General features: G+C 51.8%; 14 protein-coding genes and 1 riboswitch. Of the genes, 3 read left to right on the top strand and 11 right to left on the bottom strand.

The annotated features are described in order from the left end of the window. Positions 1-136: 136 nt before the first annotated feature. The 7 genes from hemB to AC0MA3_RS14890 form a co-directional block, all read right to left on the bottom strand. A complete protein-coding gene (gene hemB, locus AC0MA3_RS14860) occupies positions 137-1,135 on the bottom strand; it encodes a porphobilinogen synthase (protein WP_474656733.1) in 999 nt (332 codons plus the stop codon). Between the two features lie 203 nt (positions 1,136-1,338). After that, entirely contained in the window at positions 1,339-2,886 is a 1,548-nt protein-coding gene (gene cobA / locus AC0MA3_RS14865) for a uroporphyrinogen-III C-methyltransferase (protein ID WP_474656734.1), read from the bottom strand. Between the two features lie 5 nt (positions 2,887-2,891). Beyond that, positions 2,892-3,842 carry a hydroxymethylbilane synthase gene (gene hemC / locus AC0MA3_RS14870; protein ID WP_474656735.1) on the bottom strand — a complete coding sequence of 317 codons (951 nt, stop codon included), beginning with the start codon at positions 3,840-3,842 and terminating at the stop codon, positions 2,892-2,894. Positions 3,843-4,008: 166 nt separating this feature from the next. Continuing rightward, positions 4,009-4,656: a precorrin-2 dehydrogenase/sirohydrochlorin ferrochelatase family protein gene (locus tag AC0MA3_RS14875; protein ID WP_474656736.1), complete on the bottom strand. Its 648-nt coding sequence runs from the start codon at positions 4,654-4,656 to the stop codon at positions 4,009-4,011. A 250-nt stretch (positions 4,657-4,906) separates the two neighbouring features. Further along, on the bottom strand, positions 4,907-5,731 hold the full coding sequence (gene ccsA / locus AC0MA3_RS14880) for a cytochrome c biogenesis protein CcsA (RefSeq protein ID WP_379159752.1): 825 nt from the start codon (positions 5,729-5,731) through the stop codon (positions 4,907-4,909). Between the two features lie 5 nt (positions 5,732-5,736). Beyond that, positions 5,737-7,128, bottom strand: coding sequence for a glutamyl-tRNA reductase (gene hemA / locus AC0MA3_RS14885; RefSeq protein ID WP_474656737.1), 1,392 nt, complete (start codon positions 7,126-7,128; stop codon positions 5,737-5,739). A gap of 227 nt (positions 7,129-7,355) precedes the next feature. Then, positions 7,356-8,198 (bottom strand): protein phosphatase 2C domain-containing protein, encoded by an 843-nt coding sequence (locus tag AC0MA3_RS14890; protein ID WP_474656738.1) that lies wholly within the window; start codon positions 8,196-8,198, stop codon positions 7,356-7,358. Between the two features lie 169 nt (positions 8,199-8,367). Next, positions 8,368-8,470, top strand: a riboswitch (purine riboswitch). A 155-nt stretch (positions 8,471-8,625) separates the two neighbouring features. Between AC0MA3_RS14890 and AC0MA3_RS14895 the strand changes: the two genes are divergently transcribed. From AC0MA3_RS14895 to hpt, 3 genes are read left to right on the top strand one after another with little or no spacing between them, the layout of a single operon-like run. Next, positions 8,626-9,186, top strand: a complete 561-nt coding sequence (locus tag AC0MA3_RS14895) for a phosphoribosyltransferase (RefSeq protein ID WP_379159744.1) — start codon at positions 8,626-8,628, stop codon at positions 9,184-9,186. Between the two features lie 32 nt (positions 9,187-9,218). Next, the gene (locus AC0MA3_RS14900) at positions 9,219-10,733 is read left to right on the top strand and encodes an IMP dehydrogenase (RefSeq protein ID WP_379159742.1); all 1,515 of its coding nucleotides are present in this window, start codon (positions 9,219-9,221) and stop codon (positions 10,731-10,733) included. A 19-nt stretch (positions 10,734-10,752) separates the two neighbouring features. Further along, positions 10,753-11,280, top strand: coding sequence for a hypoxanthine phosphoribosyltransferase (gene hpt / locus AC0MA3_RS14905; protein ID WP_474656739.1), 528 nt, complete (start codon positions 10,753-10,755; stop codon positions 11,278-11,280). Positions 11,281-11,443: 163 nt separating this feature from the next. On the opposite strand, the gene AC0MA3_RS14910 is transcribed toward hpt, so the two are convergent. The 4 genes from AC0MA3_RS14910 to AC0MA3_RS14925 all read right to left on the bottom strand — a co-directional run bounded on the left by AC0MA3_RS14910 (position 11,444) and on the right by AC0MA3_RS14925 (position 15,450). After that, a complete protein-coding gene (locus AC0MA3_RS14910) occupies positions 11,444-12,007 on the bottom strand; it encodes a CueP family metal-binding protein (protein WP_474656740.1) in 564 nt (187 codons plus the stop codon). Between the two features lie 95 nt (positions 12,008-12,102). Then, positions 12,103-13,281, bottom strand: a complete 1,179-nt coding sequence (locus AC0MA3_RS14915; protein WP_474656741.1) for a WD40/YVTN/BNR-like repeat-containing protein — start codon at positions 13,279-13,281, stop codon at positions 12,103-12,105. A gap of 38 nt (positions 13,282-13,319) precedes the next feature. Then, on the bottom strand, positions 13,320-14,360 hold the full coding sequence (locus AC0MA3_RS14920) for an acyltransferase family protein (RefSeq protein WP_474656742.1): 1,041 nt from the start codon (positions 14,358-14,360) through the stop codon (positions 13,320-13,322). Then, positions 14,347-15,450: a hypothetical protein gene (locus AC0MA3_RS14925; RefSeq protein WP_474656743.1), complete on the bottom strand. Its 1,104-nt coding sequence runs from the start codon at positions 15,448-15,450 to the stop codon at positions 14,347-14,349. Before AC0MA3_RS14925 ends, AC0MA3_RS14920 begins: the two co-directional genes overlap by 14 nt. Between the last annotated feature and the right edge of the window lie 220 nt (positions 15,451-15,670).

Genomic DNA, 15,670 nt, shown 5'->3' on the forward strand with positions numbered 1-15,670 from the left:
GTCCAGTTCATATTGTGCAGCTTGAATTACAACGATAAACCGTAGCAGGCGGTGGCCTTCTCCGGTGATAGACGATGGATACATTTAATGAAAAGTTCTGACCCGGCAGCCCCCAGGAGAGCAGCATTCAGTCCAATTATCCGCGCAGCCATCGGGCTGCATCCTTGGCAAAATAGGTGATAATGATGTCCGCTCCGGCGCGTTTCATACCCGTCAGCATTTCGAGCACAACTGCCTGCTCGTCGATCCAGCCCTGTAGGGCTGCTGCTTTGACCATAGAATATTCACCGCTCACATTGTAAGCTACCAGCGGCAGATCGAACTGGTCACGAATCGTGCGGATTACATCCAGATAGGCCAGGGCCGGTTTTACCATCAGCATGTCTGCCCCTTCCAGCACATCCGAATCCGCTTCCCGGATCGCCTCACGCAGGTTGGCAGGGTCCATCTGGTAGGTTTTGCGGTTTCCGAATTGAGGTGCGGAGTCTGCAGCTTCACGGAACGGACCGTAGAAGGCCGAAGCATATTTTACCGAATAAGACATGATAGGCACATGCTCAAATCCATTCTCATCCAGTCCGGCACGGATAGCATGCACGAACCCGTCCATCATATTCGATGGTGCGATAATATCGGCACCCGCCTCAGCCTGGGATACCGCAGTGCGGGTCAACAGGTCCAGCGAAGCATCGTTAATCACATCGCCATGCACCACGCCGTCAACCGTATGGGTATGAACCATCCCGCAATGGCCGTGATCCGTGAATTCGCACAGACAGGTATCGGCAACCACGAGCAGCTCGGGATACCATTTTTTAATCAGCCGTGTGGCTTCCTGCACGATGCCATCCTCAGCAAACGCAGAGGAGCCGACCGCATCCTTCGTTTCGGGAATCCCGAACAGCAGCACGGCTGGGATGCCCAGCGACGCGATCTCGTCCACTTCCGCCTTCAGCGTATCCAGGGAAAAATGATACACACCCGGCATCGAGCTGATCTCACTTTTTACACCTGTTCCATAGGTAACAAAAATCGGCTGGATGAAATCCAGCGTATTCAGGATCGTCTCCCTGACCATACCCCGAATTCCTGCTGTTCCGCGCAAACGGCGGTGTCTTGTAATTGGAAAACCCATTAGTATATCCTCCTGTACAGTAGATATATAAACACAAATAGAGTCGTGGATACAGCATAAGAAGCGCTCATACGCAAACCCGGATCATTTGGTCGTATTGTCTGAGCGTCAGCTAAATCCGTTAGCTTAGAAAGGGTTGGCACAGCCTGTTAACAAGAGCTCTCCAGCCTGCGGCAGACCTGCTGTCTGCCTCAACGTGCTGTCTATTTCAGCCTCGTGCTCTCATTCCAGTCGCAGAGCTCCCGTACCAGCGCTTCGATCGTCGCTTCTTCAGGAAGAAGTCCTGGTGTCAGCCCGACCTCTACGGCGGTTTGTTCAGTGACTGGACCGATACAGGCAATCTTGACGTTCGCCAGCAGCGGAAGGGGATCTTTAAGTCCCATACGCCGCAAAATACTGATAAAGTTGCGCACCGTCGAAGAGCTGGTAAAAGTAACCGCATGAATCCGTTTTTCTTCCAGCAGCTTGAGCAGCTCTATATCATCTTCACCCGTCACCACAGTTTCATAGGTGTCCACTTCGGTCACCTCCAGGCCGAGCTCCCGAAGCTTGTCCGGCAGCCACTCACGGGCCAGGTCGCCGCGCGGGAGCAGCACCTTCTGCCCCGGCTGCAGCCCAGGTCCGAAGGCTTCAAGCAGACCCTCTGCCTGGAAGCGTCCAGGCAGCTCTTCGGCCATCAGCCCGCGCTGCGCAAGCGCCGCGGCTGTGCCCGGGCCCACCGCGCCGATCCGGGCGCGGTGCAGCCCACGAACGTCCACCTTCAGCTCCGCCAGGTGGCGCCAAAAAAACTCCACGCCGTTCGCGCTTGTAAAGAATACGTAATCGTATTCTTTCAGCGCCGCCAGCGCGTCGGCAATAGCTGCCTTCTGCTCGGTGCCTTCGGGCATCCTCGTCTCAATAACCGGGAACTCGTAGGGCTCGCCGCCGAGCTCCTCAATCCGGTCCACCAGCTCGCTTGCCTGGCTGCGGGCCCGTGTAACCACAATGCGCTTGCCGAACAGCGGCAGCGCCTCTGCCCACATGAGCTGCTCACGCTGCAGTACCACCTCGCCGACAACAATCACTGCCGGCGACTGAAAATCAGCCGCCTTCACCTTCGCCTCAATGTCGGCGAGCGTCCCTGTCAGCGTCTCCTGATCTGCACGTGTCCCCCAGCGGACAAGCGCCACCGGCGTCTCCGGCGGCCGGCCATGTTTGATCAGCTGAGAGCTGATATAGCCGATTTTGGCCACGCCCATCAAGAATACCAGTGTACCCGTTGCATTGGTTACTTTATCCCAGTGAATGGAATGATCCAGCTTATCCGGGCTTTCATGCCCTGTGATAATGGACAGCGAAGAAGCCATATCCCGGTGGGTGACCGGAATACCGGCATACGCCGGCACACTGATCGCCGAGGTGATCCCCGGCACAATCTCATAATAAATACCATGCCTGCGCAGCAGCTCGGCCTCTTCACCCACACGGCCAAAAATTGTCGGGTCCCCGCCCTTCAGCCGGACTACCGTTTTGCCTTCCAGCGCCAAATCAACGAGTAGTTGGTTGATCTCCTCCTGCTTCATCGTATGACGGTCCGGCAGCTTGCCTACATATATTTTTTGCCCGCCGGGCTTCATCCATTTCAGCAGTCTGGGACTGGCGAGACGGTCGTACACCAGTACATCCGCCTTCTTGATGCAGTCCAGCCCTTTAACCGTAATCAGCCTCGCATCCCCAGGTCCCGCACCAACCAGATAAACTTTCCCCTTCAATTCCCTCATCCCCTTGCATCCGCCAAAATCTGTTCCGCTCCTCTGGCGATGAGCTTTCTTGCCACCTCTTCACCCAGCTCTACAGGGTTATGCCCGCTGCAGGTTTCTTTGAGAATGACAGAACCGTCCGGCGTTCCCACCATTCCTGTCAATGTAATCAGCCTTGGGGAGTCAGAATTCGAAGCTTCAGCGTCCAGCACGGCAAAAGCGCCAATCGGCACCTGACAGCCGCCATTCAAAGCTCCCAAAAAAGTCCGCTCCGCCGCTACCGTAAGCGCGGTCTGCTCATCATTGTATAACGCCAGTAGCTTGCGCAGATCGGCGTCATCCACCCGGCACTCTATCCCGAGTGCGCCTTGCCCTACAGCAGGCAGACAGATCTCCGGAGGCAGATAGGCTGTGACCCGGTCCTTCCAGCCCATCCGGGCCAGCCCCGCTGCCGCCAGCAGAATAGCATCATATTCACCGCTCTCCAGCTTGCGGAGGCGCGAGTCAATATTGCCGCGTACCGGCTCAATCTGAAGATCCGGCCGAAGTGCGGCAAGCTGGCTGGAACGGCGCAAACTGCTTGTGCCTAAGCGCGCACCTTGCGGAAGATCTTCGAGTGCAAGCCCGCCGTTTGAAATCAGACAATCCCGGGGGTCCACACGTTTCGGAACCGCACCATTCATCAGACCCTCAGGCAGCTCAGAGGGCATATCCTTCATGCTATGTACAGCCATATCTATCTCATGAGCCAGCATCGCCTGCTCAATTTCCTTGACGAACAACCCTTTGCCGCCGACTTTCGACAGCGTCACATCGAGAATCCGGTCTCCCTTAGTTACAATCTTATGAACTTCAAAAGTAAACCCAAACCCATGCTCCCCGCTCAGCCGCTCCAGATCGGCAATCACCTGTCCCGTCTGCGTGAGCGCCAGCGCACTTTGCCTGCTGCCTACCATAATCTTCCTCATGCTTCATCCCTCCTGGTACCTGGTAACTGGCTCTGCCGTGTTCCGCGCATGCACCTGCGTTTTATTCAACGCAGATTTCCATTTCATAGATCATGCATTCCTAATTTTCCTTAGCCTAATATCTTTCTCCAGCCTGCCGGCTTCCTTCATATTGCAGTGTCCCTGACTATGCTTCTAAATTCCGGGCAATCCAGTCTTCAATCTCGTCCTTACTCCACTCTATAAAGGTGCCCTGTCGCATCTCATTCAACACATCAACATCCCCAAGTCTGCGCAACAGCCGTCCACGTTGATCCTGCGGCAACTCCCTGCGCTTGATCTCGGTCCTCAGGCTGTGCAACCAATCTAGATAAGGCTCATATTCTTCGCCCAATATCTCAGCCAGCTGCTCCGTGATCTTCGCAGCTGCCAACGGTCCCGCGCCTGAGGTCGACACGGCGACCGTCAGCCGCCCCCGGCGAAGCACGCCGGGGGTAATGAAGCTGCCAGCCTCAGCCCGGCTGGCTACATTTACCGGAAGGCCGAGGCTGCGCGCCTCCAAGGCCACCGCCTCATTCACCGCCGCATCATTGCTTGCGGCGTAGACCAGCACTGCCCCCTGTATATCACCGGGGGCATACGGGCGGCTGTTCCATCTCAGCCGCCCCGCTTCAGCCAAGGCGGCTAACGGCCTGGTCAGCGAAGGACTGATCAGAACTACAGCCGCCCCGGCTTCCATGAGTGCGCCTACCTTGCGCTCTGCCACCGCGCCGCCGCCAATGACAACCACACGCTGGTCCTGCAGATCCAGCATGACGGGAAAATACTTCACCATGCAGCCACACTCCTACTTCTGCCATGAACCCCTCTATCCTAACCATTTACATCAATATCCAGAACCCTTAATCCAATCTCAATTTTACTACTGCCAAGGCCGAATAGAATCCCTCAACACTATCATTCTTTTTTATACTTAACCTAGTCCGGCGTCCTGTCAACCTAAGTTCTGCTTCTTGTTATGGCTTTAAGCTATATCCAATTTACGTCCGCAATCCCTTCCACACCCGTTACTCCCTGTTCCACTTCTAACCTCCCCAGCCGTGGAATTCCGACCAGGAATTAAGCAGAAAGTTAAGAATAATGAATCCGTAGCCGGCAATGGCCCAGCGGGCCATGGAGGTGCCGCTGCGGCGGGCAGAGCGCTTGAGAATAATGTAGGCAATGTAAACCCCAAGCCCTAACAAGGTGGTTAACACTTTCGAATCCTGAAACAGTGGTGTCTGTCCTTCAGCAACAATCGACATTCCGGCCAGCACCAGTGAAGCCAGCAGAAGGGGAACCCCGGCCAGAATCGCAGTATATGAATATTTGTCCATGGTCTCCAGACTGGGCAGGCGGCGGATGCGGTCATCCCATTTCTTATGCTTCAGCCGTGTATGCAGGAACAGATACATTATGGCAAATACCGTTCCCAGTGTCAGTGCGGCAAAGCTCAGATTGGCCAAAATAATATGCATCGCCAGCCATCCGTGCACCGCACTCCAGCTCTGGAGCGTATGATCCTCAGCGGTCAACCAGAACCGGTTCAGTAGAAAAACGCTAAACCCCGCCATGCTGAGCAGCAGAATCGTAAATTCTCCACCGCGGGTGTAAGCAATCGCAAGTGAGGTCAGTACAATAATGAAGGAGAACCAGAACAGGAAATCATACGGTGTGAAAATTGGCAAGCCTTTCTCCTGAGAGAAGCGGATCGCCAGACCTGAGGCCTGCAATAGGCCAACAAAAACAAGAAGCCCTGTGCCCAGCCGCTTCCCGCCCGGATTCCGCTTAAGGCAATCCGAGAAAACAAACAGCAGGCTCAGGGCATATAGCAGCAGAGCTGTATCATATATTCCGTTCAGCAGTTGCATTAGGTTCACCCGCCCAGCAGGCCTGCCGGAGCAAACACCGACTTCGGCAGCGTGAACTCACTGGCGGAGGCGCGTTCAGCTTCCTTTCGTTCAGTCTCTGCAGGACTTCCGTCGTCCGTCCCTGCACCAAGCTGCTCCTGGAGCGCGAAGATTTGCGTGAAATACTCCAACGCTTCATTCCCCTGCTTGCCGCCGGACAGTTCCTTGATGACATTAATCGGATCGTGCATCATCTGGTTGACAATGCTTTTCGTAAGACGGCGGATCACCTTGCGCTGATGCTCGTCCAGTTCCGGCAGCTTGTTGAACAGACTATCCATCGTATCTTCATAGATACCATTGGACTTATCCTGCAGCGCACGGATCACAGGACGGACACCCAGCGTCTTCAGCCACATCTGGAAATCCTCCAGTTCAGCTTCAATCATCACTTCAATCTTGGCAGCTTCTGAGCGGCGCATCTCCAGGTTAGTCTCTACAATGCCTTCCAGATCGTCAATGTCGTATAGGAACACATCTGGGACGCTAGCTGCTGCAGGATCAATGTCACGAGGGACGGCAATATCAATCATGAACAGCGGACGTGATGGGCGGCGTTTCATGTTCTCGGCCACTTGATCGGCTGTGAGAACATAGCCCTCGGCCCCGGTCGAACTGATCACTATATCTACTTCATCGAGATGCTGTAGCGCGTGCTCAATCGTGCTCGGCTTCCCTGAGAACTTCTCAGCGAGTTCCACAGCACGCGCCAGCGTACGGTTAGCAACGATCACTTCCGCTGCACCGCTGCTGTACAGATGCTTCACCGTCAGCTCACTCATTTTACCGGCGCCAAGAATGAGTACTCTTTTGCCGGAGAACATGCCAAAAATCCGCTTGCCCAGTTCTACAGCCGCATAGCTGACAGATACAGCACTCTCGCCAATCGATGTTTCGCTGTGAGCCCGTTTACCCAGCGTTACCGCCTGCTTGAACAGCTGGTTGAACCAGGTTCCCGTCACACCTTCCCCCTGGGCAGTTAAAAAAGCACTTCGTACTTGTCCAAGGATTTGCGTCTCACCGATCACCATCGAATCCAGTCCGCAGGTTACGCGGAAAAGATGGGTGATCGCCTGCTCGTCTTCATATATATACATATGCTGTGCAAACACATCACTTTTCACTCCAAACCACTGCTCCATATAATTGCGGATGAAATATCCGCACATATGAAGCCGGTCTACAACCACATAAATCTCTGTCCGGTTGCAGGTGGCAACGACAACCCCTTCCAGTACGCTTTTGGTCTGCATCAGCTGATGCAGCGCCGCAGGCAGATCCCTTTCGGCAAAAGCGAACTGTTCCCTGACTTCTACGGGCGCCGTACGGTAATTCAGGCCAACGACGACAATATGCATCGTTTGTTCACCATCCTAATCTCTATTCATTGGTGCAGACACTGTTGCCGCTCATCCAAAATTCGCTATTGCCACTTTCACAAGTTCTATAAACGCTGTGTTAAGTATATCACATGAAAAAGCACCTTTTGATAAAACCTTTGAACTATTTATGAAATCCAGATAATAATAATTATAATTAAGCTGCAGACTTTGTCGCCTCTTACATCGTAATCCGTTCAGCAGATCTATCCCAGACGCAGCACCACACATGTTTTATCATCAGAAACCTTGAGGCGCGGCACCTCCAGCAGCATGCGGTCATTTTGTTCCTTTTCATACAAAGCCCGGGCATACCTTTCAACCCCAAGCTTATCCAGAGTCCCTGTCAATTCCGTCCAACCGGTTTCTTCGGTGTATAGGCCGTCGCTGAACATATATAGACTCTCCAGATTAGCCCGGTTGAACGTACCTTTCTCCAAAAATAGAGGAAACCGCGAATCGCCGTTCAAAATTCCGTATCCGCCCATCGTATTGGCCAGGGCACGGTTACCCATCAAGTGCGGTGTAAGCCTTTTGCGGAGCTCTGCCGGATCGCCTATGCCTTCCGCGCGCAAATGAGCCATTGTCTCCAGTGTCCTCCGGTCTACATGTGCTAATTGGGGATGAGTCAGCGCTCTCACCGTTCCATCCTTATACCTTGCAAGCAGCATACAATCCCCTGCCTGCACGTAATCAATGCTGTATTCACGGATCTGCACCATGACCAAAGCGGCTGACCACCGATTGGACGCCTCCACTGTATCTACTCCTTCTGCCACCATCCGCTGCGATAGAGCCTGGTTCGCTTCAGCAGTAGTCTGGTCCAGCTTCCCGTCCGGGTCCATTCCCATGAAATGTGCCGCCGCCAGTTGCGCCGCTATATATCCTCCTGTCCGCCCCTCCGAATTCCGGTATGCCGAAAGCGAGGTCGCGCCATCCACAACACCATACACAGATGCTTTTTTATGGATGACCAGCGCATCTTCGTTCCATTCTCCATCACCTTTTAACGAACAAGTATCCAATTGCCATTCAGAAGCTTCCGGCATCTCAATCTTCCTTCCCATTCGCCATATATGTAATTAAATCTAACATATAAATCAATGATTGACACACAATATTGCGAATGATAGCATATAACAAATGATTAAAGTCATTGTTTCTAACATTAGTGTAAATTAAGTCTACCCATTCCCCATTTGATGTCATGTTTTATTCGCATTTTAATCTCATACCTCTTGTATAAGCTCATTAATTTGGTTTGAGCGTTTCTACAGGCAACCGTAAATTGCCCCAGGCTACAGGAGGCACCGCAAGGCTGAAGGATATTCAAGGCGAGAGCCTGCATGATTTTGGTGCGCTCGTCCATGATGCCGATTGTCCTCCCGGTGCCTCTTGTAGTCTGGTTTTTTTGTTTGAAACGAAGTGAAGCGAATGAGGTTCATACTAACTTTAAACTTATAAGGAGTGAAGATCATGAGCGCATCCTATGCAAAACTCAGCGAATCTATCAGCAAAGCCAAAAATGTGAGAATTTATAAAAATAAAGAAACCGCCTATGATTTCAAGCTCTATCCCTTCGGAGAACGCGGCACCTATATAGATCCCGAGTTGATCAGTGAAATCACGGACAGTCTTACCGAGAGCATTACGGTAGAGTTCCCTGCTTTTGATTATATCGTATCTCCCGAGCCGGGCGGGCATACCTGGGGCATGCTCGCGGCCTACAAACTGATGAAGCCGATGAATATTCTTCGTCTCAGCACCGAGTTATACGACAATTACGAGGTCAGCATCAGACGCGAAACGGCGTATAATGAGAACTATATTTATTTTGACGGATTCACTGCCGGAGACCGGGTGCTGCTTCTGGATGATGTGATCAGTTCTGGGGCAACGATCCGCTGTATCGCCCAGCAAATGGACCATATGGGGATTCAGCTTGTCGGCGTACAGGCGATACTGGCCAAAGGTGAATTCTACAAACAACTGGAAACGGATATAGGCGTACCGGTACGATTCTTATCTAAAGTATAGGAACAGCAAACCTAGAAAGGGAGTGACCGAACATGGCTTACTATTATGATCAACCGTCCAGAACGTTCAGCGAATTCCTGCTGGTGCCGAATCTGACGACCAAAGAATGCATTCCGGGGAATGTCGATCTTAGAACCCCGGTAACCAAATTCCGCAAGGGTGAAACTCCAGCCCTTATGATGAACCTTCCCGTAACTTCTGCCGTGATGCAGGCCGTCTCCGATCATAACATGGCGATTGCCTTGGCTAAAAGCGGTGGGATTTCTTTCATTTATGGTTCCCAGTCTGTCGAGCAGCAAGTCGAGATGGTCCGCAGAGTCAAAAAATTCAAGGCCGGCTTTGTGCTTAGCGATTCCAATCTGCGTCCCGAAGATACCCTGAAGGATGTACTGGAGTTAAAAGCCCGCAGCGGCCATTCCACTATCGCCATTACCGACAACGGGGAGCCCACAGGCAAGCTGATGGGTATTGTCACCAGCCGGGATTACCGCGAGAACCGTCTGCCTCCGGATTGTGCGATCACAAGGTTCATGACACCTCTGGCTTCGCTGATCTATGCTAATGAAGGCATCACCTTGACAGAAGCCAATGATATGATCTGGGATCACAAGCTGAACTGTCTGCCCATCGTAAATAGCAGCGGTCATCTGGTGCATCTGGTCTTCCGAAAGGATTATGACAGCCACCAGGAGTACCCTCTGGAGCTGCATGACAGTAACAAACAGCTGATTGTCGGAGCAGGCATCAACTCCAGAGACTATAAGGAACGGGTTCCGGCGCTTGTGGAAGCCGGTGCTGATGTGCTCTGTATCGATTCCTCAGACGGTTATTCTGAATGGCAGGCTGAGACGATCCGCTACATTAAAGAGACCTTTGGTGAGAACGTAAAAGTTGGCGCAGGTAATGTCGTGGACAAAGAAGGCTTCCTCTATCTGGTCGAAGCGGGGGCAGACTTCATCAAGGTCGGTATTGGCGGCGGCTCGATCTGCATCACCCGTGAGCAAAAAGGCATCGGCCGCGGTCAGGCCTCCTCCGTTATCGAAGTCGCCGCAGCCCGCCAGGAATACTACGAGAAAACAGGTATCTACGTCCCCATCTGCTCTGACGGCGGTATCGTACATGACTACCATATCGTTCTCGCCTTGGCCATGGGGGCTGACTTCGTGATGCTTGGACGATATTTCGCCCGCTTCGACGAGAGCCCGGGCCGCAAGCTGCTCGTTGGCGGCAACTTTGTCAAAGAGTATTGGGGCGAGGGCTCCAGCCGGGCACGCAACTGGCAGCGTTACGACTTCGGGAACGCCGACAAGGAGAGCAAGCTGGAGTTCGAGGAAGGCGTGGATTCCTTCATCCCTTATGCCGGCCGCCTCAAAGACAATCTGGATCTCAGCATCAGCAAAATCAAATCTACCATGTGCAACTGTGGCTCACTGACCATCCCGCAGCTGCAGAAGCAGGCGAAGATTACTCTTGTCTCCTCGACAACCATCTTTGAAGGTGGCGCCCATGATGTTATGCTGAAGGAAAAGGACAGATCATCATCCTGATCCATAAGGAGCGTACCCCATGAACGCACTCAAGGAAATACTGATAACCAAACACGAACTGCAGCAGAAAGTCAAAGAACTAGGCACAGCCATCTCGCAAGACTACAAGGGACAGGAACTGGTGCTGGTCGGCATCCTTAAAGGTGGGGCTGTGTTCATGTCCGATCTGATGCGCGAGATCACCCTCCCGGTAGGAATCGATTATATGGCCGTATCCAGTTACGGCGCCAGCGCCACCTCCTCTGGCGTCATCACGATCAAAAAAGACATCGATACTGACATCCGCGGCAAGCATGTCCTGCTTATAGAGGATCTGATTGATACCGGCCAGACCCTCCAGCATCTCCGCGAGCTGTTCCTCATGCGCGAGGCCGCCAGCGTTCGCATCTGTACCATTCTAAGCAAGCCCTCCCGCCGGCTCGTAGACGTCCCTATCGACTACTGCGGCATCGAAATTCCCGACGAATTCGTCGTCGGCTACGGCCTGGACTATGCAGAGCAGTACCGCAACCTGCCGGAAGTGTGGATCGTAGAGTCAGGCGAATAGATTAGAGACAACCGGGTCCTCCTTCTTTCAAGCGTTCATGCCAGTGAACATCAGGAAAGATGGGGGACCCGGCTTTGCCTATGTTATTTGTCCGCCAAAAAAGGCGAACCCCCGTCGAAAACAGGAATTCGCCCGCTATAAGCCGTTCAGAAGTTCTCTTTCTTCACCCCAACTGCATCGTCGTAACGCAAGTATCGTTCGTCTCAAACGTAGAAATCTCGGAATCGGCCTTTTTACCATCATGCTCGATCGTCACTTGGAAAGTCCGGTCCCGCGGCAGCCACAAATCAATGAACCCGTTGGGCTGGGATTGCACAGTCTGGTTGTCCATCACCATGTGGCCATCCGAGTCTTTGACCGAAATGTTGAAGTCCTCCCCGACCATCTCGCCCTGGCAGCCGGTCAGACTATGGGTTGCACAGGGATGAGTCTTCTCGACGTAGGGTGCGATGGAGACGAAAAATTCGTCTTTAGGCAATGAATAAGTCGTAGATTTAGTATCGCTCTCTTTAACAATAAGCTGCGTGGAGGAAATAGACGCCGACTCAGCTTGTGCGGTCCGCATGCTGAAGCTCTGTACCATTTGCTTGAAGCTCGCCGTGTCCAGTTCAACAGCTACTGTATTCAGCTTGCCGCTCTCGTTCTTGTCCGTAGACTCCGCTAACGTATATGTTCCTATGGCAATAACAGCCACTATACCAGCGGCTATCAGGAATTTTTTTCTCATCTGGGCAATCATCCTCCTGTCTCTTTCCCCTATTATAAGCGAGCCAAGACAGCTGTAGACAAGACGAAAGCGTGACAAATCTATGAAGCAGAGCCCTAGAATTCAAAAGAAAACTTGGCACTCCAATTCGAGCCGCCATCTTTGGTGAAATACAGGGTCGAGCTGTTCAGATCACGCACCGCCATCCAGCCCTGGTTATGATCTACGAAGGAGATCACACCTTCAAAGCCCAACACCGTCTTGGAATTACTCCATACCTGGCCGTTATTCTTGGTCATACCTGTGCCCACCATCTGTGCCGCAGGCTGATAGCCAACCATGAAGGCCGTCGTTTTGCCGATCAGCTGGAGATTTCCGGGACTGCCCGAAGCCGGCCCCTTCTTCACTTTGGCCGCCCCGCTCCCTGGAGCAGGGCCGCCGCCGGCAGTTTCCTGAGCAATGACCCGGGTCCAGCTGCTGCCTGCATTGGAGCTCCCATAGAGTGAATACGAGGTCTGTGACATTCCCGAACCGCCGTAGAGAACCGTATATACCTGTGATGCATTAGCATAGACTCTAGCATACTGCGGATCGGAATAAGCCGCCTTCATCATCCGCTTCCAGCTAGTCCCGCCATCGGTGGTCCGCATCACCTGATAGCCGTTGCCCGGAACGATAACAACCGCCCAGCCGCTGTTACGGCTTGTGAAATCAGCTCCGCGAGTATTGGCCGGTGTAGCGACTTTGCTCCAGCTAACCCCACCATCGTTCGTATAATACGTAGATGCGCGGTTATAGCCGAACCCGGTTTTACTGTCCAGGAATTCTATGCGTTCAAAGGTTACCGCGTTATTCCCCAGCCGCTTCCAGGAGGAGCCTCCATCCGTAGTGAGAATCAGGTATTTGGCTTGAGTATCCTGTATAGTTGCCAGTGCCCAGCCGTGCACATTATCCGGAAATTCTATCTGCTTAAAGTTCCACTGTCCCTGATAGATCTCCTGAAATTCGCATCCGCCATCCGAAGTCCCGATAAGAAAACCGTTTCCAGCCGCCCGTCCCGTATCTGCGCTCAAGAAATCTACAGTGGCGAAGGTAAGCGGCTCCGAGCTCCCATCTGTATGCTTTTTCTGCAGACCCTGCAGAATGCCATGATCCCCGCTACTGCAGGACTTTGTTGGTGTTGCTGGTGCCGCGTCTGCTGCCGGAGAAGCTGCTATCCCCCATCCTGCACATGTGAGCAGACCCACAGAGAGCAGAGTTAACGAGGTTTGCCGTAAACGTTTGGTCAAATACATAGTGACACCTCCTAGGGTATATTTACCCTGCTTAGCCATCACGAAGCGGAAGGCACAGGTGCCGTACCGGACTTCATTCGGGTGCTGAGCACAGTGACCGCTTTTTTCAACAGAATAGCAAGTCCCAAGGTAAGCAGGATACTTATCACATTAAGCATAAGGTCGTTCATCTGCAAGTCCAGGTTTTGCCGGAGATCCGCTGTAATTTTGAGCATTCGTTCATGAATCAGGTAAATCTCCAGGCTATGCGTTCCACAGAACGAAAGGAAGCGAAACCGCGACCCTTTGTATTCCGGCACCAAGTGCAGCATCCCCGCCATGAGCAGACATAAGGGCAGTGTAATCAGGATAAAAGGATACCACCACAGTCCATAGCTCCACACGTAGCCGCTCATATATTTTTGGCTTGCTGCCAGCAGCACTGCACCCGTCAGAAGCATCCCGAGATACACCATTCCATTCCGACGCGAGATGACCTCTTGCTTGTCGATTAGATACCCCACAAGCACCCCAACGAAGAAAATCGGAATTCTTATCGTAAAAATAAGTAAATAAGAGAGCGGTGTTCCAGATAGTACCACGCTGAGCAGAAGTCCAATAAGACTGGCCGCAGCGACAACTAACACCTTTTTACGTACCTTGAAAAAATGCATAAACAACGGTGTCAGCAGATAAAGTACAAGCAGTGCAGGAACATACCAATCAAACCGGCCATCCAGACCAAGCCAGAAGCTAAGCGTAGTCAGATTCAACAGCACATCCAGCAGGGACATCTCACCCATCACCCAATACAGCAGGCAAAATAACAGCACTATGGGAAGATATGTGGGCAGAATCCGCTGCAGCCTTCTTTGATAAAATAGACCTGTGCCGGTGTTTTTGCAGTAAGCATAATATAGCCCCAACCCCGACACCAGCAGAAAAATATCTACCCCGCCATATCCATAAGCCTGCAGGGTACCCAGCACAGGAATGGAAGAGAAATCCACCGTCGAGTGATAGAGCATCACCCATAGAATCGCCAGCCCCATGAGCTGGGTGCGGTACGTGCTGATCAGCTTGTAATTAAGCTTGCTCATGAAGGGCCTCCTGAATGACCGGCTGCGGGCGGGAAGAATAGCTTGCAGGCATTAAGCCGGAGAGTTTTTTGTAATTCAGCGAGAAGAGGATACCCAGTGCAGCTTCTGCAAGAATGATGAAATCCCTATTGGAGATCAGCAGCGGAATCGCAATAACACCTATGACAATAAGAACCCAAGGCACCGGATGATCCAAGTAATTTTCTATGTAACAGTTCAGCCGAAGCAGGATTCTCATCGACACATAAGTGCAGACCAGGGCCAGCCCCCACATCCACACAATATACAAGCCACCCAGCCCCCCGCGGTCAAATGCAAGGATCAGGAACAGATGGGTAAACAAAAACAGAAACGAATGCTTACCGAAATATAGAATCAGATTGTTGGAGGAAGAGTATCTTTTTTTTCGTCTGAAGAGATAAAAGGTGCCGAACAACACCACCAGTGACAACAGCAGATATTGTACGGACATATTATATTTAACAAAATCCGCTTCGTACACACCTCCGTAACTGAATGCGGCAAGCAGTAACCCCGATACCAGAGTTAAGATGAGGTTCACCCGGTTACTGCATCGATAGGCAAAGATCCCAGCCACAAAGGCAAACATCCAGGGAAAATACGTAAACCCAACCGTCTCTGTGAACAAAATAGACTTTAGAGGGAAGTCCGGCAAGCGCTGACTGATAACACCATGTACCGAATACGCAAGCAGCGACAATAGAAGATATAAATAGAGTGGGGGTTTGAGGTATTTCTCCAGGAGGTATACACTAAGCACGCCGAGTGCGATGATCTGGGGAACATCCATAATCTTGAACGCCTGCATATCCGGTCTCCACATGAGATTATAAGAGAAACCGATAACAGCGAATAGCGCATAAAAGCTAAACATAGATCTGAAGCTTCGCCTGCGTGCCTGAAGCGTGGTTGTTACTCCCGATACTGCAAAGAAAAGAACAGGAGCCAGACCGGCAACAATCTGAAACACACGTTCATTGCCGTTAAAATAAAGCGGAATATGCGCCATAATCATCAAAATACAGCTAATCCCCTTGATCGCATCCAATGAATAGTCATATTCCTTCATCCATTCACTATCCTTTCCTTAGGGTGTAATTCTCTATGCAGAGAATGTTTGTATATTGAGTATAATTGGCATTTCAGTATTCCCCATCCCTCTAAAGTATAAGATTTGATATAAATTCAGTCTTAAATATATCAACCAACTAAGGTAGTATTTGAAATAACTAGTTTGTACCATTGTTCTTACCTATTATTTCCTATAACCTAAAGAATAACTTATATGG

It is taken from the genome of Paenibacillus sp. LS-5 (assembly GCF_056121505.1).

What these genes read in the sequence shown, in the direction of transcription:
- hemB (WP_474656733.1), bottom strand. Translation starts at nt 1,135, where the DNA reads ATGGGTTTTCCAATTACAAGACACCGCCGTTTGCGCGGAACAGCAGGA.
- hemC (WP_474656735.1), bottom strand. Translation starts at nt 3,842, where the DNA reads ATGAGGAAGATTATGGTAGGCAGCAGGCAAAGTGCGCTGGCGCTCACG.
- AC0MA3_RS14875 (WP_474656736.1), bottom strand. Translation starts at nt 4,656, where the DNA reads ATGGTGAAGTATTTTCCCGTCATGCTGGATCTGCAGGACCAGCGTGTG.
- ccsA (WP_379159752.1), bottom strand. Translation starts at nt 5,731, where the DNA reads ATGCAACTGCTGAACGGAATATATGATACAGCTCTGCTGCTATATGCC.
- hemA (WP_474656737.1), bottom strand. Translation starts at nt 7,128, where the DNA reads ATGCATATTGTCGTCGTTGGCCTGAATTACCGTACGGCGCCCGTAGAA.
- AC0MA3_RS14890 (WP_474656738.1), bottom strand. Translation starts at nt 8,198, where the DNA reads ATGCCGGAAGCTTCTGAATGGCAATTGGATACTTGTTCGTTAAAAGGT.
- AC0MA3_RS14895 (WP_379159744.1), top strand. Translation starts at nt 8,626, where the DNA reads ATGAGCGCATCCTATGCAAAACTCAGCGAATCTATCAGCAAAGCCAAA.
- AC0MA3_RS14900 (WP_379159742.1), top strand. Translation starts at nt 9,219, where the DNA reads ATGGCTTACTATTATGATCAACCGTCCAGAACGTTCAGCGAATTCCTG.
- hpt (WP_474656739.1), top strand. Translation starts at nt 10,753, where the DNA reads ATGAACGCACTCAAGGAAATACTGATAACCAAACACGAACTGCAGCAG.
- AC0MA3_RS14910 (WP_474656740.1), bottom strand. Translation starts at nt 12,007, where the DNA reads ATGAGAAAAAAATTCCTGATAGCCGCTGGTATAGTGGCTGTTATTGCC.
- AC0MA3_RS14915 (WP_474656741.1), bottom strand. Translation starts at nt 13,281, where the DNA reads ATGTATTTGACCAAACGTTTACGGCAAACCTCGTTAACTCTGCTCTCT.
- AC0MA3_RS14920 (WP_474656742.1), bottom strand. Translation starts at nt 14,360, where the DNA reads ATGAGCAAGCTTAATTACAAGCTGATCAGCACGTACCGCACCCAGCTC.
- AC0MA3_RS14925 (WP_474656743.1), bottom strand. Translation starts at nt 15,450, where the DNA reads ATGAAGGAATATGACTATTCATTGGATGCGATCAAGGGGATTAGCTGT.